Source organism: Isoptericola sp. NPDC056618 (assembly GCF_042792715.1).
GTDB lineage: Bacteria > Actinomycetota > Actinomycetes > Actinomycetales > Cellulomonadaceae > Isoptericola > Isoptericola nanjingensis.
On record NZ_JBHTVZ010000003.1, the window covers coordinates 147713 to 172952 of the forward strand.

At 69.4% G+C, this 25240-nt stretch carries 18 protein-coding genes; 10 read left to right on the forward strand and 8 right to left on the reverse strand.

The features are described from left to right. Nucleotides 1–37: 37 nt before the first annotated feature. Nucleotides 38–1243, reverse strand: a complete 1206-nt coding sequence (locus ACFQ8T_RS06565) for an extracellular solute-binding protein (RefSeq protein WP_430545747.1) — start codon at nt 1241–1243, stop codon at nt 38–40. A 171-nt stretch (nt 1244–1414) separates the two neighbouring features. Between ACFQ8T_RS06565 and ACFQ8T_RS06570 the strand changes: the two genes are divergently transcribed. From ACFQ8T_RS06570 to ACFQ8T_RS06600, 7 genes are all read left to right on the forward strand, one after another. Continuing rightward, nucleotides 1415–2425, forward strand: coding sequence for a LacI family DNA-binding transcriptional regulator (locus tag ACFQ8T_RS06570; protein ID WP_430545898.1), 1011 nt, complete (start codon nt 1415–1417; stop codon nt 2423–2425). A gap of 47 nt (nt 2426–2472) precedes the next feature. Continuing rightward, entirely contained in the window at nt 2473–4788 is a 2316-nt protein-coding gene (yicI, locus tag ACFQ8T_RS06575; protein ID WP_430545748.1) for an alpha-xylosidase, read from the forward strand. Then, nucleotides 4785–5726 carry a D-isomer specific 2-hydroxyacid dehydrogenase family protein gene (locus ACFQ8T_RS06580; RefSeq protein ID WP_430545749.1) on the forward strand — a complete coding sequence of 314 codons (942 nt, stop codon included), beginning with the start codon at nt 4785–4787 and terminating at the stop codon, nt 5724–5726. Before yicI ends, ACFQ8T_RS06580 begins: the two co-directional genes overlap by 4 nt. A gap of 1 nt (nt 5727) precedes the next feature. Beyond that, nucleotides 5728–6264 (forward strand): gluconokinase, encoded by a 537-nt coding sequence (locus tag ACFQ8T_RS06585; RefSeq protein ID WP_430545750.1) that lies wholly within the window; start codon nt 5728–5730, stop codon nt 6262–6264. A gap of 93 nt (nt 6265–6357) precedes the next feature. Further along, entirely contained in the window at nt 6358–6801 is a 444-nt protein-coding gene (locus tag ACFQ8T_RS06590) for a MarR family winged helix-turn-helix transcriptional regulator (RefSeq protein WP_430545751.1), read from the forward strand. A gap of 127 nt (nt 6802–6928) precedes the next feature. Next, nucleotides 6929–8410 carry an MATE family efflux transporter gene (locus tag ACFQ8T_RS06595; RefSeq protein ID WP_430545752.1) on the forward strand — a complete coding sequence of 494 codons (1482 nt, stop codon included), beginning with the start codon at nt 6929–6931 and terminating at the stop codon, nt 8408–8410. A gap of 77 nt (nt 8411–8487) precedes the next feature. Further along, the gene (locus ACFQ8T_RS06600; RefSeq protein WP_430545753.1) at nt 8488–9528 is read left to right on the forward strand and encodes an NAD(P)-dependent alcohol dehydrogenase; all 1041 of its coding nucleotides are present in this window, start codon (nt 8488–8490) and stop codon (nt 9526–9528) included. Between the two features lie 41 nt (nt 9529–9569). On the opposite strand, the gene ACFQ8T_RS06605 is transcribed toward ACFQ8T_RS06600, so the two are convergent. From ACFQ8T_RS06605 to ACFQ8T_RS06630, 6 genes are all read right to left on the reverse strand, one after another. Continuing rightward, nucleotides 9570–10451, reverse strand: a complete 882-nt coding sequence (locus ACFQ8T_RS06605) for an alpha/beta fold hydrolase (protein ID WP_430545754.1) — start codon at nt 10449–10451, stop codon at nt 9570–9572. 38 nt (nt 10452–10489) lie between these two features. After that, a complete protein-coding gene (locus tag ACFQ8T_RS06610) occupies nt 10490–11317 on the reverse strand; it encodes a DUF6999 family protein (protein WP_430545755.1) in 828 nt (275 codons plus the stop codon). Continuing rightward, complete coding sequence (locus tag ACFQ8T_RS06615) at nt 11317–12045, reverse strand: iron-containing redox enzyme family protein (RefSeq protein WP_430545756.1); 729 nt, start codon at nt 12043–12045, stop codon at nt 11317–11319. The genes ACFQ8T_RS06610 and ACFQ8T_RS06615 overlap by 1 nt, the downstream gene beginning before the upstream one ends. After that, on the reverse strand, nt 12042–13172 hold the full coding sequence (locus ACFQ8T_RS06620; protein ID WP_430545757.1) for a 3-oxoacyl-[acyl-carrier-protein] synthase III C-terminal domain-containing protein: 1131 nt from the start codon (nt 13170–13172) through the stop codon (nt 12042–12044). The genes ACFQ8T_RS06615 and ACFQ8T_RS06620 overlap by 4 nt, the downstream gene beginning before the upstream one ends. Before the next feature lie 390 nt (nt 13173–13562). Further along, nucleotides 13563–14681 (reverse strand): XRE family transcriptional regulator, encoded by a 1119-nt coding sequence (locus tag ACFQ8T_RS06625; RefSeq protein ID WP_430545758.1) that lies wholly within the window; start codon nt 14679–14681, stop codon nt 13563–13565. Continuing rightward, a complete protein-coding gene (locus tag ACFQ8T_RS06630; protein ID WP_430545759.1) occupies nt 14674–15363 on the reverse strand; it encodes a hypothetical protein in 690 nt (229 codons plus the stop codon). Before ACFQ8T_RS06630 ends, ACFQ8T_RS06625 begins: the two co-directional genes overlap by 8 nt. A 272-nt stretch (nt 15364–15635) precedes the next feature. On the opposite strand from ACFQ8T_RS06630, the gene ACFQ8T_RS06635 reads away from it, so the two are divergent. From ACFQ8T_RS06635 to ACFQ8T_RS06645, 3 genes are read left to right on the forward strand one after another with little or no spacing between them, the layout of a single operon-like run. Then, the gene (locus ACFQ8T_RS06635) at nt 15636–18350 is read left to right on the forward strand and encodes a DNA methyltransferase (RefSeq protein ID WP_430545760.1); all 2715 of its coding nucleotides are present in this window, start codon (nt 15636–15638) and stop codon (nt 18348–18350) included. Continuing rightward, nucleotides 18347–20329, forward strand: a complete 1983-nt coding sequence (locus tag ACFQ8T_RS06640) for a DEAD/DEAH box helicase (RefSeq protein WP_430545761.1) — start codon at nt 18347–18349, stop codon at nt 20327–20329. Before ACFQ8T_RS06635 ends, ACFQ8T_RS06640 begins: the two co-directional genes overlap by 4 nt. Before the next feature lie 2 nt (nt 20330–20331). Then, entirely contained in the window at nt 20332–21516 is a 1185-nt protein-coding gene (locus tag ACFQ8T_RS06645; RefSeq protein ID WP_430545762.1) for a GIY-YIG nuclease family protein, read from the forward strand. Between the two features lie 336 nt (nt 21517–21852). Here the strand turns inward: ACFQ8T_RS06645 and mobF are convergent, their stop codons facing one another. Continuing rightward, on the reverse strand, nt 21853–25191 hold the full coding sequence (mobF, locus tag ACFQ8T_RS06650) for a MobF family relaxase (RefSeq protein WP_430545763.1): 3339 nt from the start codon (nt 25189–25191) through the stop codon (nt 21853–21855). Between the last annotated feature and the right edge of the window lie 49 nt (nt 25192–25240).

The window sequence follows — 25240 nt, forward strand, 5'->3', positions numbered from 1 at the left end:
TTCCTCGGTGACGACGCGCGCGACGTGAGCGTGCGCATCAGTGCTCCGTCGCCCGCTCGAGGGCTTCCGCGGGAGGCTCGCTCCCGGTCAGCGCGAGCTGCTGGGCGGTGTAGATCTGGGTGGCGGCGCCGGGCCAGTCCGGCCCGAGCAGCGCGGTGCGCGACCGGGCGGTCTGCACGGTGTCGACGAACGTCGCCACGACCGGGTTCTCGGCGGCCGCCTCCGCGGCGACCTCGGTGTCCGACGGGACGGCGCCGCGGCCGGTCGCCATCGCGAGCTGGTGCTCGCCGCGGGTCACGCACGCGACGAAGTCGCCGGCCTTCGCCATCTTCTCGGGGTTCCCGGTGCGCGGGACGGTGAACGCCTCGCCGCCGAGCGGCGCCTCGAGCGTGTCCCCCGCCTCCGGGACGGGCAGCGGGACGGCGGCGTAGTCGAGCCCGTCGGCCGCCTCGAGCGCGGGCATGTTCCACGGCCCGTTGACCATCATCGCGGCCTTGCCCGCGATGAACTGGTCGTTGACGTCGTTCTGCGACCAGTTGACGACGCTCGACGACGCGTACCCGTCTTGCACGAGGCCGTTGACGAACGAGAGCGCCTCGACCGCCTGGGGCGACGTGAGGTCGTCCTCGTCCGCCCCGTTGCTCCACAGGTAGGGCAGGAACTGCCACGTGCCCTCGAAGGTGTTGGCGGCGCTGAACGCGAGGCCGTAGCGCCCGTCGGTGGTCAGCGCCTCGGCGGCCGCGCGCAACTCGTTCCAGGTGGTGGGCGGCTCGATCCCCGCCTCGGCGAGCGCGTCGACGTCGTAGAACAGGCCGACCGTGTTGACGACCGGCGCGATGCCGTACAGGTCGCCGTCGTAGGTGCCCGCGTCGACGACGCCCTGCGGGAACCCCTCGCCCGTGATGCCGTAGTCGGTCAGCGGGCTCAGCGCGCCCGACGACGCGATCTGCTGCACGTCGGGGTTGTCGAGCATGAGGACGTCGGGGAGCGTGTCGGACGACGCCTGCTGCAGGACGGTCGCGATGAGCCCGGAGCCTGCCACGTGGTTGGCCTGCACCTTCATCCCGACCTCGGCGGCGCAGGCGTCGTAGACCTCCTGGTAGACGGGCGCGCTGGTGTCGGACAGCGTGTCGGTCACGACCAGCGTGCCGTCGTCCGCACGGGCACCGCCGCTGCAGGCTGACAGCCCCAGGACGACGACGGCGGCCGACGCCGCGCCGACGGCGGTGTGGGTTCGTCGCACAGTCGTAGCTCCTTCGCTCGGTTCACGTGACGGCGAGGTTAGGCACGACCCGGCGAGGCTGTCAAAGCGCTTTACCAATCTCGGCCGGCTGTGTGATCATCGATCCGCAGCACCGTTCCCCGAGCCCGGTGCCCGACCTGATTCCCGACCTGAGGAGTGCCCGTGGTGACCATGCAGGACGTGGCCGACCGGGCCGGCGTCTCCCTGACGACCGTGTCGTTCGTCGTCAACGGGACCAAGCGCGTGGCCCCGGCGACGCGCACCCGCGTCGAGGACGCGATGGCCGACCTGGGGTACCGCCGCAACGTGCTCGCCCGGGCCCTGGCGAGCCGCCGCAGCCACATCGTGGCGCTGGTCTTCCCCGCCCTGCAGCACCGCCTCGGCAGCACCGCGCTGAGCATCGTCACCGCGGCCGCGAGCGCCGCGACAGAGCGCGGCTTCAACGTCGTGCTCTGGCCGGTCGACGACGTCGCCCAGCTCGACGACTACCTGTCCGGCGGGCTCGTCGACGGCGTCCTGCTCATGGAGGTCACCGCCGACGACCCGCGCGTCGCGCTGCTCGCCGAGCGCGAGGTGCCCTTCGGGCTGATCGGCCGGACCGAGGACACGACCGGGCTGTCGTACGTCGACATGGACTTCGCCGGCATGGTCGCCACCGGGCTCGACCACCTCACCGACCTCGGCCACCGCCGGGTCGCATTGTTCCTCGGCGAGCCGGGCGGCCCCGCCGGCCCCGCGTGGTCGGGGTACGGGCCGGTCGTCCGCACCGCGCAGGCCTACGAGGCCGAGGCGGCCCGCCGCGGCCTCGACCCGATCGTCGTCCGCGGCGGCCAGGACCCGCGCTCGGGCCGGCAGGCCGCCACCGCCCTGGTCGCCGACCACCCCGACGTCACGGCCGTCCTCGTCCTCAACGAGGCGGCGCTGTCCGGCTTCGTGAACGGGCTCGTCGGGGCCGGGCGCGCCGTCCCCGACGACGTCTCCGTCCTCGCGCTCGCGACCTCCGCGGCGGACCTGGCCACGGCGGACCCCGCCGTCAGCGCCGTCGTCGCGCCCGGCGCCGAGCTCGGCTCCCGCAGCGTCCAGGACCTCGTCGACCGTCTCGCCGACCCGTCCGCCGCCCCCACCCACGACCTCCTGCCCGGCACGCTCCGGCTCGTCGGCTCCACCGCCGACGCCCGCTGACGCCCGCCGGCGCCCCGCACCACCCGCACCACGGAAGGCCCTCCCCCATGAAGTTCACCGACGGTTTCTGGCACGCCCGCCCCGGCGTCGCGATCCACTACGCCCGCGAGGTGGACCGGGTCGCCGCCGACGGCGCGAGCCTGCGCTCCGTCGCGCCGACCAAGGTCGTGCGGCACCGCGGCGACACCCTGAACAACCCGGTCATCACGACCACGGTGTCGTCGCCGATGGAGAACGTCGTGCGGGTGCAGCACGTCCACCACAAGGGCCGCCAGGAGCCCCGCCGCTTCGAGCTGGACCTGCTGGACGGCGTCGGCGAGGCGAAGGTCGTCGACGGCCAGGGCACGCTCACCACCGGCGACCTCAGCGTGCAGCTGTCCGTCGGAAAGTCCTGGGAGCTGTCGTTCCACGCCGGCGGGCGCCGCCTCACCGGGTCGAGCGGCAAGTCGGCCGCGTGGGCCGACGTCGCGCCCGACGCCTCCGTCGACCACGGCCCGATCGAGCTGCGCCGCGACGGGCGCACCAGCTACGTGTTCGACCAGCTCGACCTGGGCGTGGGCGAGCTCGTCTACGGCCTGGGCGAGCGCTTCGGCCCGGTGGTGAAGAACGGCCAGACGGTCGACATCTGGAACTACGACGGCGGCACGTCGAGCGAGCAGGCGTACAAGAACGTGCCGTTCTACCTGACCACCGGCGGGTACGGCGTGTTCGTCAACGACCCCGGCCACGTCTCGTTCGAGGTGGGCTCCGAGGCCGTCGAGCGGGTGCAGTTCTCGGTGCTCGGCGAGGCCCTCGACTACTTCGTCGTCTACGGGCCGGACCCGAAGACGATCCTCCAGCGCTACACCGCGCTCACGGGCCGCCCCGCCGAGATCCCCGCCTGGACCTACGGGCTGTGGCTGTCCACGAGCTTCACCACGGACTACGACGAGGCCACGGTCAACTCGTTCATCGACGGGATGGCGGAGCGGGACATCCCGCTGAGCCTGTTCCACTTCGACTGCTTCTGGATGCGCGAGTTCAACTGGTGCGACTTCGAGTGGGACGAGCGCACCTTCCCCGATCCGGAGGGCATGCTGGCCCGTCTCCACGACCGCGACCTGCGGGTGTGCGTGTGGATCAACCCGTACATCGCCCAGCAGTCGCCCCTCTTCGACGAGGGCATGGCGGCCGGCTACCTGGTGAAGCGTCGGGACGGCTCGGTCTGGCAGTGGGACCGCTGGCAGGGCGGCATGGCCCTGGTGGACTTCACCAACCCGGACGCCGCCTCCTGGTACAAGGACAAGCTGCGCGTGCTCGTGCGCCAGGGCGTCGACGCGTTCAAGACCGACTTCGGCGAGCGGATCCCGGTGGACGTCGAGTACTTCGACGGCTCCGACCCGGAGCGGATGCACAACTACTACACCCACCTCTACAACGAGGCGGTGCACGAGGTGCTCGCCGAGGAGCGCGGCACCGGCGAGGCCGTGCTGTTCGCCCGCTCGGCCACCGCCGGTGGGCAGCAGTTCCCGGTGCACTGGGGCGGCGACTCCACGGCGTCGTACGTGTCGATGGCCGAGTCGCTGCGCGGCGGCCTGTCGCTCGCGTACAGCGGGTTCGGGTACTGGAGCCACGACATCGGCGGCTTCGAGATGACGCCGGACGCCGGCGTGTTCAAGCGCTGGACGGCGTTCGGCCTGTTCTCCAGCCACAGCCGCATGCACGGCAGCGGGTCCTACCGCGTCCCGTGGATGTTCGGCGAGGACGAGTCCGACCCGACGAGCGCCGTCGCCGTGACCCGCACGTTCGCGCGGTTCAAGAATCGGCTCGCGCCGTACCTCGTCGCCACCGGGCACGAGGCGCACCGGTCGGGCACGCCGATGATGCGGCCCATGCTGCTGGAGTTCCCCGACGACCCCGCGGTGCCGCACCTGGACCGCCAGTACATGCTCGGGTCCGACCTGCTCGTGGCGCCGGTGTTCAACGCCGAGGGCGACGTCGACCTCTACCTGCCCGACGGCGAGTGGGCCGGCCTCCTCAACGGCGAGCGCGTCGCCGGCGGCCGCTGGGTGCGGGAGAACCACGGCTTCGACTCCCTGCCGGTCTACGTCCGCGCCGGCGGCGTCGTCCCGCTCAGCGCCCACGAGGAGCGCCCGGACGCCGACCACCTCGACGGGCTGACGCTGCTCGTGCACCCCGGCGCCGACGGCTGGACGCGGAGCGTCGAGGTCGACGGCGCCGACGGCGAGGCCGTGGCGTTCACCGTCCGGCGCGACGGTGACGAGGTCGTCGTCGAGTCGGCGCTCGGGGCAGGCTGGTCGGTCGAGGTCCTGGGCGGCGCCCGCGCGCAGGCCGCGGACGGCGTCGCGCGGGTCGCGGCATGAGCGGCCCGACGGCGGGCCCCGGCGTCAGCGTCGCGCACCCCGGCTCGGACCTGCCCGGCTGGCTGCCGGACGCCGTGGAGGCGGCCGGCGGCCGGCTGGTCGCGCCGGGCCCGGAGACGGAGGGCCTGCTCTGGTTCGGCGGCGACCTCGCCGACCTGCGGTCGGCGCTGGCGTCGGCGCCCGCGACCCGCTGGGTCCAGCTGCCGTCGGCCGGGGTCGACGCGTACGCCGCCGCCGGGCTGCTGGGGACGCCCGGCATCACGTGGACCTCCGCGAAGGGCTCCTTCGCGCGTCCCGTGGCGGAGCACGCCCTCGCGCTGACCCTGGCGACGCTCCGGCACCTGCCGGAGCGCGCCCGCGCCCGCTCGTGGGGCACGTCCGCCGGGACGTCGCTGTTCGGCGCCGGCGTGCTCGTCCTCGGCGCCGGCGGCATCGCCCGCACGTACCTCGACCTCCTGGCGCCGTTCGGCACGCGCAACGTCGTGGTCCGCCGTCGGGCCGAGCCGGTACCCGGAGCCGAGCGCACCGTCACCACGGACCACCTGGCGGCCGAGCTCGCCCGGGCCGACGTCGTCATGGTGGCCGCGGCGCTGACCACGCAGACCCGGGCGCTGCTGGGCGCGGACGAGCTGGCCGCCATGAAGCCCGGCGCCGTCCTCGTCAACATCGCGCGCGGCGGGCTCGTGGACACCGACGCCCTCGTGGCGGCGCTGGCCTCGGGCCACCTCGGCGGCGCGGCGCTCGACGTCACCGACCCCGAGCCCCTGCCCGACGGCCATCCGCTGTGGGACCTGCCGACAGCGCTGATCACCCCGCACACCGCGGACACCCCGGAGATGGTCGCGCCGCTGCTGCGCGCGCGGGTCGAGGAGAACCTCCGCCGGTTCGTCGCGGGCGAGCCGCTCGACGCCGTCGTCGACCCGGCCACGGGCTACTGACGTGGGCCCGATCCGCGTCGACGACCTGCGCGGCGTCGTCGTCATGGGCGTCGCGGGCTGCGGCAAGTCGACGGTGGGCGGCCTGCTCGCCGCCCGCATAGGCCTGCAGTTCGTGGACGCCGACGACCTGCACCCGCCGTCGAACGTCGCCAAGATGTCGGCGGGGACCCCGCTGACCGACGACGACCGGCTCCCCTGGCTCGCCCGCGTCGCGGAGGTGCTGCGGGCCGGGGCCGAGGCCGGCAGCCCCGTCGTGATGGCCTGCTCGGCCCTACGCCGGTCGTACCGCGACGCCCTGCGCGACGGCGCGGGCGGCGGCGTCCTGTTCGTCCACCTGCACGGCGACCGCGGCCTGCTCGCGCGGCGGATCGCCGCGCGCGCGGACCACTTCATGCCGCCGGCGCTCCTGGACTCGCAGCTCGCCACGCTCGAGCAGCTGGGCGCCGACGAGACCGGCGTCGTGGTCGACGTCGGCCGGCCCGCGGACCGCGCCGTCGACGTCGTCGCGGCCCTGTTCAACCCCACCGTCCCGTCCTGACGCCGCCGGCACGACGCCGCTCCGTCCGCCGCGCCGGGCGACGTCGCCTGCCCCTCGTTGACACTTAGGGTTCTAACGGTTAGATTTCTACTCATGACCGAGCAGCCCGTGCCCACCAGCAGCCTGGAGCTCGTCCGTTGGATCGGATGGGCCCAGCGCAAGGCGGCCGAGGACTGGATCCGCGAGCGCGAGCTCAGCCACGAGCAGGCCTTCGTGCTCGGTTACCTGGTCCAGAACCCCGGCGCGATCCAGCGCGACATCGCCGAGGTGAGCCGCACGAGCGCGGCGAGCGTCACGAGCCTCTTGCAGGGACTCGAGCGCCGCGGCCTCGTCGAACGCCGGCCCGAGCCCGGCAACGCGCGCGTGAAGCGCGTCCACGCGACCCCTGACGGCGCGCAGCTCGTCGCCGGATTCTCCGACGCGATCGCCGCGGCTGACGAGACGATCCTCGCCCCGTTGGACGCCGCCGAACGAGAGACCCTGCGAGCCCTCCTGACCAAGATCGTCTCGGAGCTGCCGCAGCCCACCCGGGACTGACCCGCCCGGCGCCGCCGCGCCGCGCACGACCGGCTCCCCCTCTCAGAGCCCACCCCTCACTCCTTCCCCCCGCCGCGCCGGCGTCCGTCGGCGTGCGCCGAGGCCTGCCCGAGACGGAGCAGCAGCCATGAGCACCACCGACCTCACCACCCCCGATCCCACCTCCCCCGACACCACCACCACGGCCGCGGCCGCGGCCGACGCCGTCGGCACCAACCGCTGGTACCTCTCCTCCGCCCCGATCGTCCGCGCCCTCGTGCACCTGTGCGTGCCGATGGCCGCCGCGATGATCGTCGGCGCCGTCTACAACGTCATCAACGCGGGCTTCGTCGGTTCGCTGCACGACAACGCGCTGCTCGCCGCCGTCACGCTCGGCACCCCGATCCTGGGCCTGGTCATGGCCGTGGGCGGCGTGTTCGGCGTCGGCGGCGGGTCGCTCATCTCCCGCCTGCTCGGCGCGGCCGAGCGCGACCCCGCCGAGGGCGCGAAGGTCAAGCACGTCTCGTCCTTCGCCGTCTGGGGCGCGGTGATCACCGGCGCCGTGCTCGGCGCCCTGGGGCTGGTGTTCCTCCAGCCGCTCGTCGCACTGCTGGGCGCCGACGCCGCGACCGCCGCGGCGACGGGCACGTACGTCGCCGTCATGCTCCTCTTCGTGCCCGTGCTGACCGCGGCGTTCTGCCTGGAGCAGCTCGTGCGGGCCGAGGGGGCGTCACGCCAGGTGATGCTCGGGCTGATCGGCTCGACCGTCCTCAACCTGGTGCTCGACGCCGTGTTCATCCTCGGGCTGCACTGGGGCGTCGCGGGCGTCGCCGTCGCCACCGGCCTGTCGAACCTCGCCGTCGTCGCGTACTTCGCCGTCTGGCTCACCCGGCACAGCGAGCACCTGAGGGTCGCCCCGCGCTGGTTCACCCTCTCCCCCGCCGTGCTCAAGCCCGTCTTCGGCGTCGGCGTCGGCGAGCTGCTCCAGGCGTCCTTCCTCATCGTCACCTCGCTGGTGCTGAACAACCTCGCCGCGGCCTACGGCGACGGCCCGCTCGCCGCCATGGGCGTCGCCGTCCGCATCGCCCAGGTCCCCGAGTTCCTCCTCATGGGCGTCACCCTCGGCGTCCTGCCGCTGCTCGCCTACGCCTACGGCAAGGGCGACCGCGGACGCCTGACCGCGGCGCTGCGCACGTCCGCGCTCACCGTCGGCGGCGTGGGGGTCCTGTTCTCCGCCGTCGTGATCCTGTTCCGCGACCAGGTGTTCTCCGTGTTCGTCCCCGATCCCACGGTCCTCGCCATCGGCGCGACCATCCTCACCGCCCAGCTCGTCGCGATGATCGCCAACGGCTTCGCCGGCCTCCTCACCTCGCTCTTCCAGGCCACCGGCCGGGCCACGCCCGCGATCGTCATGTCCCTGGCGCAGGGCGTGCTGTTCATCCCCATCGTGATCCTCGGCAACCTCTGGTTCGGGCTCGCCGGCATCGTCTGGGCACTGACCGTCACCGAGATCCTCGTGTGCCTCGTCGGCGTCGTGCTGTGGCTCGCGTTCCGCCGCGCCATCGACCGGGGGCTGGCGGAGGGCAGCCCGGAGCGGGCACAGGAGACGCTCGCTGCCGCGGGGGCCTGACGGTGCCTGGCGCCGCACCCGGCGACGGGCCGCGGCACGTACTGTGAGCGCCGCACCACTGACGAAGGAGAACTCTCTTGCGCACCGTCAACGCCTACGCCGCCCCGTCCGCGACCGAGCCGCTGGTCCCCACGACCATCGAGCGTCGCGACGTCGGCCCGAAGGACGTCCTGATCGCCATCCGCTACGCGGGGATCTGCCACTCCGACATCCACACCGTGCGCGGCGACTGGGGCCCGATCACCTACCCCCAGGTCGTCGGCCACGAGATCGTCGGCGAGGTCGTCGAGGTCGGCCCCGCCGTCACCAAGCACGCCGTCGGCGACCGGGTCGGCGTCGGCTGCATGGTCAACTCGTGCCGCGAGTGCGAGAACTGCCGCGCCGGCATGGAGAACTACTGCCTCAAGGGCAACACCGGCACGTATGCCGCCGTGGACCGCGACGGGAGCATCACCCAGGGCGGCTACTCCACGCACGTGGTCGTGGACGAGGACTTCGTCCTCCGTGTCCCCGCCGCCCTCGACTACGCGGCCGCCGCGCCGCTGCTGTGCGCGGGCATCACCACCTACTCGCCCCTCGCGCACTGGAACGCCGGCCCCGGCAAGCGGGTCGCGGTCGTCGGCATGGGCGGCCTCGGCCACATGGCCGTCAAGATCGCCGCGGCGATGGGCGCCGAGGTCACCGTCCTCTCGCGCACCCTGGCGAAGAAGGACGACGGACTCGCCTTCGGCGCGACCGACTACTACGCCACCGACGACGCCGCCACGTTCGAGGCGCTCGCGAACCGGTTCGACCTCATCGTCAACACCGTCAGCGCGCCTCTCGACCTGAACCTCTACCTGCGGCTGCTGCGCCTCGACGGCACCATGGTCAACGTCGGCGCCCCGCCGGAGCCGCTGCCGATCCAGGTGTTCTCGCTGTTCAACAACCGCCGGTCGTTCGCCGGCTCCAGCATCGGCTCCATCGCCGAGACCCAGGAGATGCTCGACTTCTGCGCCGAGCACGGCATCGCGCCCGAGACCGAGCTCATCGCCGCCGACCAGATCAACGACGCCTACGAGCGCGTGCTGTCCAGCGACGTGCGCTACCGGTTCGTCATCGACACCGCGACCCTGTAGCACCGCATCGCCGCCCTCGCGGGCCGGTGCCGACGTCGCTGTCAGACGGCAGGGGCGTCGGCGCCGGCGAGGAACTCCCGCAGGGCGGCGGCCACCTCGTCCGGGGCCTCCTCGGCCTGATGGTGACCGGACCCGATCTGGCGGTGCCGCAGAGGCCGGTCGAGCCACGGCTCCCAGATGGCGGCCGGGTCGCCGTGGATGTCCAGGTCGTCCCCGGTCGACTCGAGCAGGAGCGTCGGGCACCCGACCCGACGCCCGGCCGCGCGGTCGTCCTCGTCGTGGCGGCGGTCGATGCCGAGACCGGCGCGGTAGTCCTCGCACATCCCGTGCACGACGGCGGGGTCCCGCAGCGCCTCCCAGACGTCGGCGTGGTTGCCGGGTCCGATGTCCTCCGGCGGCGGCGTGCGGTACCAGGCGTCGGGGTCGGCGGTGATGACGCGCTCGGCGGGCTTGTCGTCCTGGGCGAGGAACCACCAGTGCCACCAGGCGCGGGCGAACCGCGCGTCCGTCCGTTCGAGGTGCTCGACCACGGGCAGCCCGTCCATGACGACGAGGTGCGTGACCCGCTCCGGGTGGTCCATGGCGGTGCGGAAGGCGACCAGCGACCCGCGGTCGTGGCCCACCACGGCGAACCGGTCGTGGCCCAGCGCGGACATCAGCCCGACGATGTCCCGCGCCATCGCCCGCTTGCTGGACTGCGCGTGGTCCGGCGCGTCGGGCGGCAGCGTCGACCTCCCGTAGCCGCGCAGGTCGGGGCAGACCACGGTGTGCTCCTGTGCGAGGAGCGGCGCCACCGCGTGCCACGTCGTGTGGGTCCGGGGGTGCCCGTGCAGCAGCACCACCGGCGTGCCGGTGCCGCCGTGCCGCACCCGCAGGGTCACCTCGGGAAGTTCCACCCGGTCCAGCCGGAAGCCGTCGAACATGCGGCGACGCTAGCAACGCGCCCGGGTGCACGCCCTGCCTACTCCCCCTCGCCCCGCTGCCGCGCGATCGAGACCAGGTGGGCGTGGGCGTACTCGCAGACCAGCGCGTGCCGGTAGACGAGCTGCGGGACGTCCACGTTCGTGTCCATCCAGAGGCTCAGGGCGCCCATCTTCCAGTGCTCGAACGTCTCGTCGTCGGTCAGGACGGCGAGGATGCTCAGGAAGGAGTCGTCGAAGCGCAGCGAGTGGATCGCGCGGCGGAACTCCTCGAGGTTCAGCGCGATGCAGAACGGGATGTTCATCAGGCACAGGGCCGTCTGGATGTCGAGGCGCAGCAGGCGGGGGCGACGGCGTTCGGGGTCGAGGTCCGGCACGTCGAGCTGGGCGAAGTTCAGGCGCTCGGGCGCCGTGATGTCGATCCCCTCGAGCGCGATGAGCACGTCGTAGACGTTGACGTCGTGCTCGACGACGGCGTTGTCGCCCAGCCCGGACAGCGTCGTCGGGCGCAGCGTGACCGGCTCGATGGCGGCCGGGGTGTTGCGGATGATGAAGTTCACCAGGTTGGTCTCCACCACGAAGTGGCGGATCAGCAGCTCGACGGCGTCCGGCGACACGAACCGGCGCAGGAACCACAGGCAGAGCGCGTCCATGGTGGCGAGGGTCATCCACCGGCCGGGGAACACCCGCTTCACGACGGAGAGCACGGCCACCAGCACCCGGGAGACGATCCGCGCGATCGGGTACAGCAGCCGCCGGGAGGGGCGTTGCTGGTCCTCGATGATCATGCGCACCAGCGGCTTGTCGAGCGGGACAGAGGGGTCGGCGTAGATCGCCTCCCACATGCTCGGGTCGGACCGCACGGGCATCAGATCTCGTCCAGCTCGGTCAGCTGCATGACGTAGAGCCGGGCCACCACCCGCGCGCAGGTGACGATGGCGTCGGCCGCGTCGTCGTCGATCCGGTCGGAGGTGAGGATGGCGTCGAGCGTGCCGGTGTGCTCGGCGTCGGCGTCCTGGTGGTACGCCATGAAGTGCACCTGGTTGTCCGCCAGCCCGAGCACCTCCTGGAAGCGCCGGGCCCACACGCCCGCCTTCTGCGCGCCGAGGCCCTCGATGATGAACATCGCACCGAGGCACCCGACCGGGTTCGGCCGGCTCGCCTCGTGGAACATGTAGCCGGACAGCGCCTGCGAGCCGAGGTTCTTCCGGCCCGCGCGCAGCGCCTCGAGGGAGCCGCCGACGGCGACGTAGTCGCGCTCGAGGAGCAGGTGGTCGCGGTGCTCCTCCAGCGCGTGTGAGATGGCGGCCGAGCGGAGGTCGAAGTGGTCCATGTCGAAGTTGGACGCCGCCCGCGCGATCCACAGCGACCCGTCGACCACCTGCTGGCGCAGGTTGTGCAGCAGGCGCTGGTAGTCCGCCACCGTCACGTCGCCGTCGTCGAGCGCCCGCAGGATCGGCACCTCGGCCAGCCGGGCCTCGAAGTCCGTCCAGACGTCGGAGAGCCGGGCGAGCAGCCCCGCCCGGTCCGGCTGCGGCGGGCGGTAGCCCTCGACGGTCGCGGTGCTCGTCTCCGTGCTGGCCTCGGTGCTGGTCATCTGGTGCTCCCTCGCGGTGCGACGACGGTCAGGTGGGCGAACCCGAACGCGAACCGTCCGGACTCGGGGACGGCGAGGAGGATCGTGTCGCCCGGCGCGAAGCGCCCGGTGCGCCATGCCTCCTCCAGCGCGATGAAGATGCTCGCGGCGCCGGTGTTGCCGCAGGTCTCCAGGTTGGAGAACCAGCGGCTCGTGTCCATGCCGGGGACGCGCGCGCTCAGCGCGTCGAAGACGACGTCGCGGAAGGCGTTGGTGCTGTAGTGGCAGAGCACGTGGTCGAGCTTCTTCAGGTCGACCAGGCCGCGATCCACGAGCTCCTCGAACTGCGCCAGCCCGGCCGCGGCGAGCTCGTCGAGCACGGCCGTCTCCTGCCGGATCTGCAGCAGCCCGGCCTTCTCGGCGGTGGCCACGTCGTCGTAGTCCTGCCACGTACGGCCCGCCACTGCGGTGGGGCCGTCGAGCCCGGCGCGCATGCAGACCTCGTGCTCGTGCGCGAGCGAGACCTGCCGCACCCAGTCCACCCGCAGCGACGGCTTGTCCGGTCGCGGCTGGAACTCCACGATCGCGGCGCCCGCGCCGTCGGACAGCATCCACCGCAGGAAGTGTGCGTCCAGGTGGTCCTCGACGCCGTCGAACCGCCGCTGGTGCAGCCACCGACTGGCCAGCTCCGAACCCACCACCGCCGCCCGCGGGTGGTCGCCCAGCCGCACCTTGCTCACCGCCGCGTCGAGCGCGGCGATGCTGGACGCGCACACGCCGCTCGCCGTCAGCACCTGCATGGGCCCGCCGCCGAGGCGTCCGTGCACCATCGACGCGAACCCCGGCACTAGAAGGTCGCCCTGCGTCGTCGCGCAGGCCAGCATGCCCAGGTCGGAGGCGGCGATCCCCCGGTCGGCCAGCGCGTCCTCGAGCGCGTGGACGGCGAGCTCCTCGTTCAGCTCGGTGGTGCGGCCCTCGTCGTCCAGCGCGTAGTACCGCTGCCGGATGCCGTTGGCGCGCTGGATGCGGGCGCGCAGGCCGTCAGTGCGCTTGTCGACCCCACCGAGCCGGCGCGCCACGTCCTCGTTGGCTACCGGTTCGCCGGGCAGGTACCGGCCCAGGCCGGTCAAGTACGCGGTCGCTGGCATGGGGGTATTCAGCCACACCTGACCCCGTCGTGTCGCTGGTTTCATAACACCCCCGACACGTCTGAACCTCTGAACCTGGTCAGGTGGAGCCTCTTCCGCCCGCGCCTCGCCCGACCTGCTTCATCGCGCCAGGGTCCGCACCCCCTGTGCCGAGGGCTCCCGATCTGGACGCCGTGGTAAGCCGCCGTTCGCGGGCCGGTCAGAAGTTGATCGTGTAGTCCGAGGTCCCAGGATCGTTGCAATTCCGCGGTTCTTGCACTCCCTTCCGAGCGGCCGTGCAACTCGCGTGCCACTCGAAACGGGGGTGCGGACGCGTTCGTGGCATGTGTCCCGTCGCGCGGCACACGGTGTTGGGGTTCGACCCAACCTGTCTCTCGCCCCATTCTTCAGTCAGCCGGCTCCCTGGATCAGCCGAAGCACGGGGCGCTGGTCGACCACACCCAGAAGATCCCGAACCTCCGGCACGAACAGCCGAAGCGCATCCGCGACGGCCGGTGCACCGCCTCCGACGTCTTCAGAGAGCTGGTTGGCCTTCGAGATGAGCGACTGCATCTCACCCGGATAGGCACTCGTCGGGTCTGCCTTTGGATCGTCGGTCATGGCGAGGCGCTGGTACGCACGCCGCGCAGACGACTCAGTTGTCCGTCCGCGTTCGACCATCCTTCGTACCAGCGACGTGGGAGATACACCCCACGTCCGACCCAAGCGGTCGAGCGCCGCCAGGTCCAGGCGCTGAGGTAGCGCACCATCCATCGCCGCGGCGGGCGTCAGGAAAGCGGCGGCGAACTCATCCGCCTCCCGTTCGATCGCGACACCGTGCTCGCCCGAGTCACCATGCAGGAGCAAATGCCCGAGTTCGTGGGCGATCGAGAACCGGTGTCTAAACACGTTCGCGCTTCTGCGCGGCGTCATGAGTATTATCGGGCGGTCGACGATCATGGCCGAGAACGCGTCAACCGCATCAATCTCAGCAAGAGGGCGTGCGGCGATCACGACTCCGTGCGACTCGACCGTGGCAGCCAGGTGCTTGACCGGTCCGTCGGGCAGGTTCCAGTGCCGTCGCAGAGCAGCGGCTGCCTCTGAGGGCGAGGATCCTGCCGGGACGACCGGAAGATCGACCTCCGGCAGCCGCACAAACCGCTCGAGGGCGAAGGTGATCTCCCAGATCAGCGTGGCCATTGCGAGGGCCTTTTGGCGCTCTCCCACTCGGGCAGAACGCAAACTGCGGAAGTGTGCGTTGACCGCTTCCAGTCGGGCCATCGGACGTCCGACACTGAAGAAGCCCGGCCGGACCTTGAGCGCGTCAGCCAGGCGCGAAAGCACTTCCGGTCGCGGCGAGTTGACGCCGGCTTCGTACTGTCCGATCGCGTTCGCGGAGACTCCCACCTCGCCCGCGAGCTCCGTCTTGCTGAGACCCAGACGGACGCGAGCCTGCGTTAGGCGCGCCGGCTCGAACCTGCCACTTGTCGCGCTTGGCAGGTCGAACAGGCGAGGTGCATCGCTACCCATCAGTCGGCCTGCTCTGCGTCTGGAGCGAGACCATCGGCTTGGCCGGGACACCGCTGTCGAACGACTCGACGTCCGTGTCGACGCTCGCGGTGACGAGCTCCGGCGACCAGATGGACTCCTGCCCGTGGAGGACGACCTTGCTTTCGGAGTTCAGAGTCGCCACACCCCATTCGATACCGCTGAGACCGCGAGGGGTCGACCAGATCATGACGAGAACCAGTGGCATGTGCTCCTGAGCAGCGTTGCGCATCGCGAGCGCCTCCTGCGACTCGCCGACCTCAACAACGGGCTCGACGACGTCGATGACGGTGCCGTCAAACAGCGACATCGGCGGCGGAGGAGTCGCGAAGCCATTGAGTCGGGTCGGGCTCGACGCGAAGTTCTTGACCGCATCCGTGTCGTCCGAGACCCGCCACACGTAGATGAGGCAGTCGTTCACAACCGGGAGCTCGTATCCCGCGGGCGGGAGCTTGTGCGACCGAAAGCCACGCGACGTCAACGCCACACGCGAGTCGGTCAGCAAGTCGCGCCACTGGGTGCCGAAGAGACTGGTGTTCCGCGTCCCGGACACCTGATGGGCGTCGACCATACGTTCCGTACGGGTCCGGACGACCTCAACGACGACGTCGCGAGCAGTGTCGTAGTGGGGGCCAAGAGCGTCGACGGGGGTGTTCGGAGTCACGGCGGAACCTCCTGAAGCGGGTGTCCGGATCCGTCTGGTCGGCCGGCGCTAGCTTCAGTATTGCACACCAAACGCGCACTCAGGCTTCACTGACGCGCGTGCCGTGTTCCGGACCGCCGCCCACGCTTCGGCGACTCGGAAGCCTGCCCCTAGAGGCATGATCGAACTGCAGCGCCGCGCGCCAGTGGGACGTGCACGACGCAGCACGTGCTTGAGCCCCAGGATGTCGGCGACTCGTGGTGAGATGTGCTCGTGTCTGAGGAGCTTCCGTGGTGAGACTGAACCTGCGAGCCGTCGAGGAGCGGGTCGCCCCGCTCGGCGGACGCGAGTCCTACGACCGAGAGTTCATCTTCGACCTGCTGCTTGCGTACGGGAAGCCCCAGGGCAACGTCACGCGCCTGCGCAACGGATCGCTGAGCGTCGCCGACGACAAGACGACAGAGGTCGCTCAGAAGAACGTCGTCTACTTCAAGGAGACGACCGGTGACCCGCTCGCCGTGATCGACGACCTGAGGACGTCGCCGTCCGTGGTGCGGTACCGCACGCGTTTCGTCATCGTCACCGACTACACCGAACTGATCGCTGTCGACACGAAGACCGGCGAGAACTTGATGATCCCGATCCGGGACATCGACCAGCACTTCACGTTCTTCCTGCCTTGGGCCGGCATGGAGAAGACGCAGTACGTCAGCGAGGCCCACGCCGACGTCAAGGCTGCCGAACGGATGGGCAAGCTCTTCGACGAGCTCCTCGCCGCCAACCCCGGCATGCTCGACCAAACACACGGCCGGCACGCGCTGAACGTCTTCTTCACGCGGTTGCTCTTCTGCTTCTTCGCCGAGGACACGGAGATCTTCACCGAAGGGCAGTTCACGAATGCCGTCGGCTCGCACACGCAGCGGGATGGGTCTGACGTCGATGACTTCCTGACCGCCCTGTTCACTGCGCTGGACATCGAGGATCCAGGCGCGAAGCTGAACCACCTCGCCGCGTTCCCGTACGTCAACGGCCAGCTCTTCACGGTCGATCCGAACCAGAGGGTGCCGACCTTCACGAAGGCGGCGCGCGACCTCCTGCTCTCCTTGGGGACGCTGAACTGGAGCGAGATCAACCCCGACATCTTCGGATCGATGTTCCAGGCGATCGTCACCCCGGGGAAGCGCAGCGACCTCGGGCAGCACTACACCTCGGTTCCGAACATCCTCAAGACGATCGAGCCGCTGTTCCTGGATGGACTCCGCGAGCAGTTCGACGCGAGCTTCAACTCCGCACGAAAGCTCGAGGCGCTGCTGGAGCGGATCAGCGCGATCAAGGTGTTCGATCCTGCCTGCGGCTCGGGCAACTTCCTCGTCATCGCCTACAAGGAGCTGCGCCGTCTCGAGCACGCAATCCTGGAGCGCCTCGCCGACCTCGACGACAAGCATCGGGTCCTGTTCGCCGAATCAAAGATCAAGATCGAGAACTTCCACGGGCTCGAGATCGACGACTTCGCCGTCGAAGTTGCGATTCTGTCGCTCTGGATCGCTAAGCACCAGATGAATAAAGAGTTCCATGAGAAGTTCAACGTCTCGATCCCGCTGATCCCGCTCAAGGAGGCCGGCCACGTCCAGCAGGGCAACGCCGCCCGCGTCGACTGGATGACGGTCTGCCCGAACGACGGTAGCGAGATCTACCTCATCGGGAATCCTCCCTACGCCGGGTCGAAGACCCAGACGAAGGATCAGAAGGCCGACTACGAGTTCGTGTTCGGACGACGCCCATACTCGAAGAACCTCGACTACATCGCGCTCTGGTTCGTCAAGGGGGCCGACTACATCGAGGGCACCGGCGCCGAACTGGCATTCGTCACAACCAACTCCGTGGCACAGGGCGAGCACGTCGGGCTGATGTTCCCGATGATTTTCGCCAAGGGCATCGAAATTGGATTCGCCTACACGTCGTTCAAGTGGGAGAACAACGCGAAACGCAACGCTGGCGTCACTGTGGCCGTCATCGGGCTCCGGGTGGTTCGGCCAGGTACAAAGTACATCTATACGAACGGCTTGCAGATCGCCGCGACAAACATCAACGGCTACCTGAGCAATGGACCTGACGTTCAGCTCCTGCGGCGATCAAGGCCTCTCGCGACAGGTTTCCCCCCGATGATGTTCGGAAACATGCCGCTTGATGGTGGCAATCTGATTCTGAGTTCTCAAGAGCGCCAAGACCTGATCTCGGCGAGACCTGAAGCGTCCCCACTAGTGCGCGAGCTCACTGGTAGCCACGAGTTCATCTCTGGTACCTCCCGTTGGTGCCTCTGGATACGTGCATCCGAGCTGGGTTCCGCACAAGCGATCCCAGAAGTTGCCGAGCGAATCGCACGAACCGCGTCATTTCGGCTTGAAAGCAAGGATGCCGGGACAAAAAGCAAAGCGTCAATTGCCTACCGATTTCGAGAGCAGCGCGAAGCCAGCGTCGCAGCAGTTTTGATCCCAAGGCACTCGTCCGAGAGCCGGGAGTACATTCCCATTGGATACGTTGAGCCGCGTTGGGTGATTTCCGACTCGGCGAACGTTATCTACGACGCCGACTTGTGGGTCTTCGCGCTTCTGACTTCAGCAATGCACATGACCTGGACTCGAGCAGTCGGGGGCAAGCTGAAGACCGACTACCGCTACTCGGCGACCATCGTCTACAACAACTTCCCCGTTCCTCCTCTCTCCGAGGCGGTAAAGGAGCAGCTCACTGTTGCGGCGCTGAGGGTGCTGGACGTGCGCGAGTACCACTGCGAGAGCACGCTGGCCGAGCTCTACGATCCCGATCTGATGCCCGACGACCTGCGGACGGCGCATGCCGACATCGATGCGTTGGTCGACACGATCTACTCCAATCGGGGCTACGAGACCGACGAACAGCGACTCTCGGACTTGTTCGTGATGTACGAAGCGATGACCGCCGAGGAGGCCACCCGGGCCCCGGTTAAGAAGACGAGGAGCGCACGGACGTGAACGCGGTGAAGAAGCCGGTCAACATCGTCGACGTCACCTACGCCCGCACGTGCGGGTCGGTGAACACCGACGCGATGGGCATGCGGGAGATGCAGCAGCGCGTCTTCGCCAAGCGCGACGCCCAGAACCTGCTCGTCAAAGCCCCGCCGGCGTCCGGCAAGTCCCGTGCACTGATGTTCGTAGCCCTGGACAAGCTCTACAACCAGGGCCGAACGAAGGTCATCGTCGCAGTGCCTGAGCGCTCCATCGGCGCGTCGTTCTCCTCGACGAGGCTTACGGACCACGGTTTCTTCGCCGACTGGGAGGTCAAGCCCGAGCACAACCTGTGCGACCCCGGCTCCTCGCAGGGCAAGGTCGGCGCGTTCATTGACTTCCTGAACGGCCCCGACGCGGTGCTGGTTTGCACGCACGCGACGCTGCGGTTCGCGTTCGAGAAGCTGTCCCCCGAGGTGTTCAACGGCATCGTTCTGGCTATTGACGAGTTCCACCACGTCTCCGCGGATATCGAGGCTAGCCGCCTCGGCGCACTCCTGCGCGACGTCATGTCCGGATCGGACGTCCACATCGTCGCCATGACGGGCTCCTACTTCCGTGGTGACTCGGTCCCCGTGCTGTCGGCCGAGGACGAGGCCCAGTTCACACCGGTCACCTTCAACTACTACGACCAACTCAACGGGTACCAGTACCTGCATTCGCTGGGCATCGGCCATCACTTTTACCAGGGCCGCTACACCGACGCCATCAGCGAAGTCTTCGACGTCGACAAGAAGACGATCATCCACATCCCGAACGTGAACTCGGGCGAGTCAACGAAGGACAAGGTCGAGGAGGTGGGGTTCATCATCGACTCTATCGGCCGCGTCGAGTCGACCGATCCCAACACCGGCATCATCACCATCCGCCGCAAGGACTCCGGCGCAAAGCTGCGTCTCGCCGATCTCGTTGATGACACCGACCAAAAGGCTCGGGCCGACACCCTGCACTACCTGTCGACGGTCGCTTCGAAAGACCGGGACGCCGTCGACGTGATCGTCGCGCTCGGCATGGCCAAGGAGGGCTTCGACTGGCCCTTCGCCGAGCATGCCCTCACCGTCGGCTACCGCGCCTCACTGACCGAAGTCATCCAGATCATCGGCCGCGTCACACGTGACGCCCCCGGCAAGGAGCACGCCCAGTTCACCAACCTGATCGCCGAGCCCGACGCCTCGCAGACCGAGGTGAAGGTATCGGTGAACAGCATGCTCAAGGCGATCACCGCATCGCTCCTGATGGAACAAGTGCTGGCGCAGAATTTCGAGTTCAAGGCCAAGCGCGCCGGCGACGACGCGGCAGCCCCGCCGGGTGTCATCAAGATCAAGGGCTTCAAGGAGCCGTCGACCGACCGAGTCAAGCAGATCGTCGATACCGACCTCAACGACCTCAAGGCCACGATCCTGCAAGACGACACCTTCGCCAAAGCCGCGTTCTCCTCGGTGGACCCGGAGACGACGAACAAAGTGCTGATCCCTAAGATCATCCGGGAGCGCTACCCCGACCTGGACGAGGCGCAGGTCGAGGAGCTGCGCCAGCAGGTCGTCGTGGACTCCGTGATCAAGAACGGCGAGGTACGCGAGGTTGGCGACAAGCGGTTCATCAAGATGTCCGAGAAGTTCGTCAACATCGATGACATCAACATCAACCTCATCGACTCCGTGAACCCGTTCCAGCGCGCCTTCGAGGTCATCTCTCGGTCGGTCACCCCCAGCGTGCTGCGGATCATCTCGGACGCGATCACGGCGACCCGGGTCGACGTCACCGAGGAGGAGGCCCTCACGGCTTGGCCGAAGATCCAGCAGTGGGTGAAGGTCAACGGTCGCAAGCCGAACTTCCGCTCGGAGGATCCGACAGAGAAGCGGTTCGCCGAGGTGTTGCTGTTCCTGCAGCGGAAGAAGCAGGAGCGCGAGGCGGCCGCGCGGGGGACGGAGATGGACGAGACGTGAGTGTGAACGACGACATCGAGGCCGTGGGCACGGACCTTCCACGCAGTATCGATGAGATCCTCGACTCCGACTTCGACGGGCTCCTGGACGCCCCTGCGAAGGCGGCAAAGGTCACGTCGGCTCATCGCCTGGAACGAGCGTTCTTGGAGATCATTGAGTTCCGTCGGGTGCACGGCAGGATCCCGAGCTCGACGACGCGCGAGATCGCCGAACGCAAGCTCGGTGCACGCCTCGACGGGATCCTCGCCAACGACGAGAAGATCGCTGCGCTCATGCCGATCGACGAGTTGGGCCTTCTGGCGACGCCCGAGCCTCCGGCGTCGATTGACGACCTGCTCGGGGGAGACCACGCCGACCTGCTCGACGACGAGTCCGGGCTGCTGGACGTCTCCGACCTTCCTGTCCGACGCCAGGTCTACGACAGCGGGAATGCCGCTCGCCGAGAGAAGGCTGCGGACTTCGAACAGTTCGAACCGCTGTTCAAACAGAAGCACGCAGAGCTGCGTGACGGCGCGAGCAGGCTCTTGCCGTACCCGGGGATGGCCCACATCGTGCCGGGCGCATTCTTCGTCCTAAACGGCGTAATGCTCCTCGTCGCCGACGTCGGCGAGACAGAGTACAAGAAGACCACCGTTCGAGAGAATAAGCGCGAACGACTGCGATGCATCTTCGAGAATGGCACCGAATCGTCGATGTACCGCCAGTCGTTGGCGATTCGATTGAGCGATGAGGACGGACAGATCGTCGTTCAGTCCGAGGCACCAGAGATCCTTACCGACGATGAGGCCAGCGGCTACATCTATGTGCTCCGATCTCTCAGCGATGATCCTCAGATCGGCACGATTAAGGACCTGCACAAGATCGGATTCACCCGCGGAGCGGTTGCGAATCGGATTAAGAACGCCGAAAAGTCCGCTACGTACCTAATGGCCGCCGTAGAAGTGGTAGCCACTTACCGGACGTACAACCTCAAGGTGTCAACCCTCGAGCACCTGCTGCACCGGGTCTTCGCCGAGGCGCGCCTCGACATCACGCAGTCCGACCACAAGGGCCGTGCCTACGATCCGTCGGAATGGTTCGTCGTCCCCCGGAGCGTGATTGACCAGGCGATCGAGCTGATCATATCGGGGGACATTGTCGACTACGTCTACGACCGTGCGGCACAGCGGCTGGTCGGGCCCGACTGACGAGTCGGCAGCGGACGAGACCTAGCCAGCGGCATGTTCCAGACGAGCTGATCGAATTCGGCATCCAATTCGTAACGGCCGCAGTCTTGTTCGAGCTTGAGGCCCGAGAGGTCGTAGTGCTCTCGTCAATTCTGGGTGGGACGACGAACCGATTCGTGTGCCGGGCTGTCCTCCGCTGAGAGCCGCGAGCTCCCACACCGCTCCGTACCGGACATTCCGTGCGACGTCATCACTCACCCGGTCCCTTACGAGATTTCACTCGCGATCGCGCATGCAGTCCGCTTATTGAGTTGGTCCACCCATCGCGCCTTGCCTGCCTCGTTCTGTGTTGGTGTCTCACGACATCGTGACGCCCGGTCGCGCATGTCCGTGCTGACGACGACCGGCACCGGCTGTCGACGCAGACCGGCTCCTCCCGACTCCAGCTCGGCGGGGACCGGTATCGCTCTCGACGGCGTGCACTTGCGCCTCGATGAGCGCGCGACGCTCGCCCAGGGCGCGGACCACCTCGTCCTGCAACGGGCCGCGGGCGGCAACGATGTGCCCCTCGACGAGGTCAGGCTGCACATCACGCGACGGTCGAGTGGTCGCGCGGCCCAGGCGCGCGACCAGGACCGCAGCGACGTCGTCGGCGTCGAGCAGGCTGCGCCGGACGACGAGGCGAGGCAGCAGCGCGTCGACGTCGTACCCGTACGCCTCCGCACGTCGAAGTCCCGCGGCGAGGACCCCGAACGCCTCGGACTGCACCGCCCTGTCGGCGTCGTCGCGCGCGAACCCGCCGGCGCTGCGCAGAGTGCTGCGCACGAGCCGAATCCAGCGGTCTCGTTGCGCGGCGGTGGCAATGGCCTCGTACTCGGCCGCGAGCTGACGGATGCCGGCCCACCGGTTCTGCTCAATCTCGGTCGCCTGGTGCGCCGAGACCTCGGCGCCGGTGTGATTCAGGACTCCGAACAGGACGCTGCGCGCGGTGACGTCCAGGTCGGGCGGTGTGGCGTGCAGCGGGTCGGGCCTGTCGAGCGCCACGTAGGCGGTGTTCGCCTGGCGGCCTCGGGTCATCGAGACGTAGAGGTTTTCTCGGGTGCTCGACGGCGAGACGACGACGTGCGCGGTGTCGACGGTCAACCCTTGAGCGCGGTGAGCGGTGACGGCGTAGCCGAGGTCGACATGCTCGGCGACGTAGCCCGCCGGCAGCACGACGCTCCCCCGCCGTCGCCCCTCAGGGCGGACCTCCAGCCCGCCGTCGAGGCGCACATGGGTCACCTTCCAGCGGTCGCCGTTGCGCACCCAGGTGTTCGACCCCGTCCGCAGGCGGCGGTCGTTGCGGCGCGTGACGACGACGTCGCCTGCGGAGGCCCGTGCGTCGTCGCGCAGGACGACGTCGCGACCGGCGGAGGTCGCGCCGGAGCGGATGCGTTCGGCGCGGGCGCGGTCGTTGAGCTGTCGGACGGTCTCGGAGGCCTCCGTGACCAGGATGCTCGCGCGGCCCGTGCCGACGTCGTGTCGCCAGGCGTTGTAGGCGGCGTCGACCATCTCGTCGGTACTGCCTTCGCGGATGCGCCCGTGTGTCTCGTACTTGTCGATGATGGCCGGGTCCCCGTCGCGCAGCCTCAGTGAGGCGGTCTTCTCCCACTCGTGCGCGAACCGGTGCACCTCGGCCAGCCGCGGCGCGTCGTCGCCGCGCGCCGAGACGAGCATGGCGAAGGCGCCGCCGGCGTCGACGGACTGCAGTTGGGCTGGGTCGCCGACGAACACGACCTTCGCGCCGGCCTGCGCGGCACGGGACGCGACCGTGTCCAGGGCAAGCGTGGAGGCGAGCGTGGCCTCGTCGACGATCACGAGCTGCCCCGGCGCGAAGTCCGCGCGCCCGCGGCGATGGTCATAGATCCACTTCGCGGTGTTGTCGCAGCGGATGCCGAGATCGCCAGCCAGCACCTGCGCTGCCGCGGCCGACGGCGCCATCCCTACCACGCTCCCCCGACCGTGCGCGGCGATCCACCCCGCCGCCAGGGCACACATCGCCGTCGTCTTGCCCGTGCCGGCCGGGCCGACAAGCGCATCCAGCCGCCGGCCCGACGTAAGCACCTGCGCGACGGCGCGAGACTGCTCGGCCTCGAATCTGACGCCGTCAGGCGTCCGTCCAGCGACGACGCGCGACGCCGTCGTCCGTCCGACGACCGGCCCGCCGGCGTCGTCGGCGAGGCGCAGGAGGCGGTCCTCCATGGCCAGCAACTCATGGCTGGTGAACTTCTCGCTGTGCTGCGGGCGCAGGGTGCTCGTCCCGTCGGGCCGGCGCATCGCCGCAGGGGTGCTGGCGAGCTCGGAGGGCGTGAGCTGGACGGAACGCCGCGTGGCGGCGTCGACGACGAGCGCGACGACCTGCTCACGGTCGGCGGCGGTCGCCATCCGCCAGCCCATCGTCTGTCGGGACGCCTCCGCCCACAGGTTCCAGTGCGTCCAGGTGGCGCGCTTCTGCGAGACGACGTCGACGACCTGGGCGGCGACGTCGTCGACCAGATCCGGTGGGACGGCGTCTGCGCTGAGGACCGGTACGGACCCTCCGAGTGCCACGCGCTGCGCCCAGGCCGTCGGCTCGCTGCCTAGCAGGGGCTGGGCTCGACGTCGCCAGTCCGCGGTCAGGTCCGCCAGGGAGTGGATGGTCTTCTCGGGGCGTGTCTCGAGCGTGGCCTGCGCGCGCAGCTTCACGACCTGCCTCGCGGACGGCCGGCGCCCATGCGTCGCGACGAACTCCTCGATGAGACGGTCCTTGACGACCTCGATGTCGTGGCTGCGGGAGGAGAACTCCGCCAGCAGCTCGTCCATGACGCCCGAGATCTCCCACTGCGTGGACCTGTCGGGCCCGCGGACGCGCCGCTCCCACCCGATGCCGAACGTGTTCGTGAGCCGGTCCGCGAGGACGGCGTTGTAGTGCTCGGACAGCGCGACGACGGCGTGGTGCAGCGCGCGCGAGTCCAGCGTGCGCCACTGCCCGTCGTGGGCGGCCTTGACCTTGTTCGAGATCACCAGGTGCGTGTGCAGCTGCGGGTCGTTCGCCCGCGAGTCCCAGTGGTCGTACGCCGTCGCCGCCACCCCGACGACCGGTACCTGCGCCACTCCCCCATGGCCGGTTCGTGTGGCCGCGACCTCCCGCTCCAGGAAGTCCAGCACGTGCGCGACGGCGTCGTGGTGCGCCGCGACGATCAGCTCTTGTGTCGTCGCATCCGCCAGGCCCCACAGCACCGACACCGACTTCGGTACCGAGAACGTCAGATCGAACCCCGCCGTCGACGTCTGAGAACCACGCGCCGCTTCCCGTGCCTGGATCCGCGCCACCTCGGCGTCGAACTCTGCCGCCGGCAGCGAACGATCCACGTCTCGAACCCGGCGCGCGGCCCGATCCTTCGCCGTCGGGTACTCGCGGAACTGGCGCCCGAGCGGCTCGCCGGTGACCGGGTCCACTCCGTGACCGAGCATTGCCTGCAGCTGCGCCGGCGTCACCGTCATCCCCGGCTGCAGTGCGCCGTCGCCGAGGTGCCCGACCCCACGGCCCATCCACACCCCGGGCGGCGTGCCCGCCTCCGTGAAGTACCGCGTGAACGCCGACGCCCGAGGCTCGTTCCCGTCACCGGTCACGACCGACCGCAGCAGGTAGGCGTAGCCCTGTCCTGCCGAAATCACCCGCAGTGACACCGTCATACGCACTAGGTGTGGGTCCGGATCCGACTAC

What these genes read in the sequence shown, in the direction of transcription:
- yicI (WP_430545748.1), top strand. Translation starts at nt 2,473, where the DNA reads ATGAAGTTCACCGACGGTTTCTGGCACGCCCGCCCCGGCGTCGCGATC.
- ACFQ8T_RS06615 (WP_430545756.1), bottom strand. Translation starts at nt 12,045, where the DNA reads ATGACCAGCACCGAGGCCAGCACGGAGACGAGCACCGCGACCGTCGAG.
- ACFQ8T_RS06610 (WP_430545755.1), bottom strand. Translation starts at nt 11,317, where the DNA reads ATGCCCGTGCGGTCCGACCCGAGCATGTGGGAGGCGATCTACGCCGAC.
- ACFQ8T_RS06595 (WP_430545752.1), top strand. Translation starts at nt 6,929, where the DNA reads ATGAGCACCACCGACCTCACCACCCCCGATCCCACCTCCCCCGACACC.
- ACFQ8T_RS06620 (WP_430545757.1), bottom strand. Translation starts at nt 13,172, where the DNA reads ATGCCAGCGACCGCGTACTTGACCGGCCTGGGCCGGTACCTGCCCGGC.
- ACFQ8T_RS06590 (WP_430545751.1), top strand. Translation starts at nt 6,358, where the DNA reads ATGACCGAGCAGCCCGTGCCCACCAGCAGCCTGGAGCTCGTCCGTTGG.
- ACFQ8T_RS06605 (WP_430545754.1), bottom strand. Translation starts at nt 10,451, where the DNA reads ATGTTCGACGGCTTCCGGCTGGACCGGGTGGAACTTCCCGAGGTGACC.
- ACFQ8T_RS06570 (WP_430545898.1), top strand. Translation starts at nt 1,415, where the DNA reads ATGCAGGACGTGGCCGACCGGGCCGGCGTCTCCCTGACGACCGTGTCG.
- ACFQ8T_RS06580 (WP_430545749.1), top strand. Translation starts at nt 4,785, where the DNA reads ATGAGCGGCCCGACGGCGGGCCCCGGCGTCAGCGTCGCGCACCCCGGC.
- ACFQ8T_RS06625 (WP_430545758.1), bottom strand. Translation starts at nt 14,681, where the DNA reads ATGGGTAGCGATGCACCTCGCCTGTTCGACCTGCCAAGCGCGACAAGT.